Here is a 2,592-nt window from a genome sequence, read left to right on the forward strand (position 1 = left end):
CTCAACAGGGGCACCGACACGCAACGTGACGGCCTCACCCCAGCCCCGAAACCCCACCACACCAGGGGACTCACCCTGGAGCCACTACAGGTCATCCGGTATCGGACGGTTCAGCACCGCTGACGGCGGACGCGTGGCGAGTGGCAACTCCGGTGCAACCTGACCACGAGCGTATGTCATCGCCTGGTGGTGGCAGGCTCCCTGGCCGAGGCGCCGGCTTCGTCGTAGTGCAGCAGGGAGGATTCCGGTCACCGGTCTTGGGCGATCCGTGGTGCGCTCCGTTCACCAGCGATGGCTGCTCTTCAGGAAACGCTGAAGGCGATGGGGGCTAGGCGTCTTCCCGTCCGAGCCGAAGTAGGCGGTCTCGAGAGCTCGCTGTGCGCTGACGACGCCGGGTTTGACGTGCCGTTCGGTCGCGCGTGAACTGGCGCTGGCGTACCGGAATCAGTTGGCGCTGTTGCTGGAGGTTCCGTAGTCGGAGGACTGGGACAGGTGATGCGCAGATAAAGTTGGCAGTACTCGACTTGGCATGAGGTAGAATATCAACGAATTATGTTGTGCGGCTTGACATTTAGTTACCAGTGACAAAACGATATATGAATCACACCTGGCGGTGTGCGCCTCTAGCGATCGACACGCGAACGCCTACCGGCGATTCGCCCACCGCATCCCTGACGCGGCCGACGGGACTGGGCAGACGCCCGCCGCTCACCTTGGCCGATTGACACCCTCGACGGCGCGTCCGGTCCTCGCACTTATCTTTCACCGGAAAGAACTGACACGGCCCTTGTGCGTGCCAACGAAACACTGGACGGGCTTCAAACCCGTTGCCACGAGAGGCTAGTGCGATATTGGACCTCTCGAAATGGTGACGTGCCGATAGGATCAGCTGCGTCCGTAGACTCGCCCCAAGTTGGAGCCCCAGCACACGCTGGTGCAAGGAGTGCAACCAGCAGTGCAGCCCGCAACCCCCGCCGAACACCAGCTGTTGACCGCCGCCCATACCGGCGACCGATGCGATTTGCCTACCGACACCGAACGCAAAGGGTCCTGGAAACCGACCGTCGAGGATGCCGTCGGCTGGACCGACGACCGCGTCGTGCGCGCCGTTTACCTGCGTCACCTGCTCGTTGACGAGAAGCTACCCATCCGCCTGATCGGCGCCCGCATCGACGGCGACCTCGACCTCGAAGGTGGTCGATCCATCACCCTTAGTCTGCCGCAGTCCGTCCTAACCGGGACCGCCGGGGGTTCGGCGGGGCGACGTTCACCGGGGACACATGGTTCGGCGGGGCGACGTTCACCGGCGGATCGCGCGACGGTGGGACCGACGACGAAGACGTCGCCGCCGCGGATGGCCCACAGGCCAGGTTCGGCGACGGGCCGACAATCGGCCTCCAATGTGGCGGCGATGTAGGTGATGTCGCGTTCGGTAGCGATGCAGCCCACACACCGGTGGACTGAGATTCACCGCTGAGATCTTCGGTTGTTCTCCACTGACGGCAAGGTGCGACCGTACGTCGGGCGTGTGGAACGCAATTCTTGCCCGGTACGTGCCAAAGATGGCCGGCGCGCCCAGCAGAAGGACCTCGGCACCATCGTGGAGACCCTGCGGCCCAGGCTGCAGTTATCGGCCGCCTACATGCTTCCGACACTGCTTATCCGGCACGGTATTCGATCATTGCTTCGTGTGCGAGAACATCACCCGCGTCAGCGATCTCAAGACCGTCCTCCGAGATGGTGTAGGTGACTGACCCGTTGGTGACTACCCACCCTATGTAGTTGGCCTGCACATTCCAATACTCGCTAGGGGCCTGGTCGCTCAGCCTGACACCGCGATAGTAGTAGCTGTAATCGTTCTGAACACAGATCACTAACTGCGACTGAGCCGTCCGAGCCGTCGCCGCAGGTTCGTCGTCGGCATCACAGCGGGCGTGGGAGTTCCGAAAGCCAAGTTCGTCCATGTCCGCAAACTGCTGAGGAGAGTTTCGGGCGATAGACGTCGAACGCGGCTGCAAAGCGCTCGGTCCACCCGTTGAGGTGGTCGGCTGAGGGTTCTGCCGCTGGTGGGCGCTGGCTTGTGGGCAGACGTAGGTTGGGTAGCTGTAGAAGGGGAAATAGCTGGCGGGGGATTCGTATCCGGTTGGAGGAGAGTTGTGCTGACTCGGCATGACCCAGATGTCTGTCGAAAACGCGTCGCCCTTCGGAATGCCGAAGTAACCCGACAAGTCAGCGGTGAGAGTAAAGGTGTGGCCCTCAAAGGCCCAATCGTCGACCGGAAGATAGCGCGATTCGCCGTCCAAGCCGTCTATTTGCCAGCCAGTCCATCCGGGGTCGTAATTGTCCGAGTGGAAATAGATGGGCGGTGGGTACTTCGCGTCGAAACCCCGCGGGTACAAAAAGATCGTGAACTCCCATGCCCCGGGCTGAGGAATCCGCTGATCACCGTAACCGGGGATTAAGACCTGCGGCACCGGCTCCGGTGTCCCGGCAAAGGTGACCGTGAGGCGCACTGTGAATCACCCCAGGTTTTGTGCCGCCTCCAATGTGGGCTGGTCCTCGGGGCCGAGGCCAGCGTAGTGGAGCGTTTCG

At 62.2% G+C, this 2,592-nt stretch carries 1 protein-coding gene; it reads right to left on the bottom strand.

Features of this window, described 5'->3' with window-relative positions:
• Positions 1-1,658 precede the first annotated feature (1,658 nt).
• Positions 1,659-2,513, bottom strand: a complete 855-nt coding sequence (locus BPODLACK_RS23015) for a hypothetical protein (RefSeq protein ID WP_159406324.1) — start codon at positions 2,511-2,513, stop codon at positions 1,659-1,661.
• Positions 2,514-2,592 lie beyond the last annotated feature (79 nt).

Source organism: Gordonia sp. YY1 (assembly GCF_009872315.1).
In the GTDB taxonomy this organism is placed as follows: Bacteria; Actinomycetota; Actinomycetes; order Mycobacteriales; family Mycobacteriaceae; genus Gordonia; species Gordonia amicalis.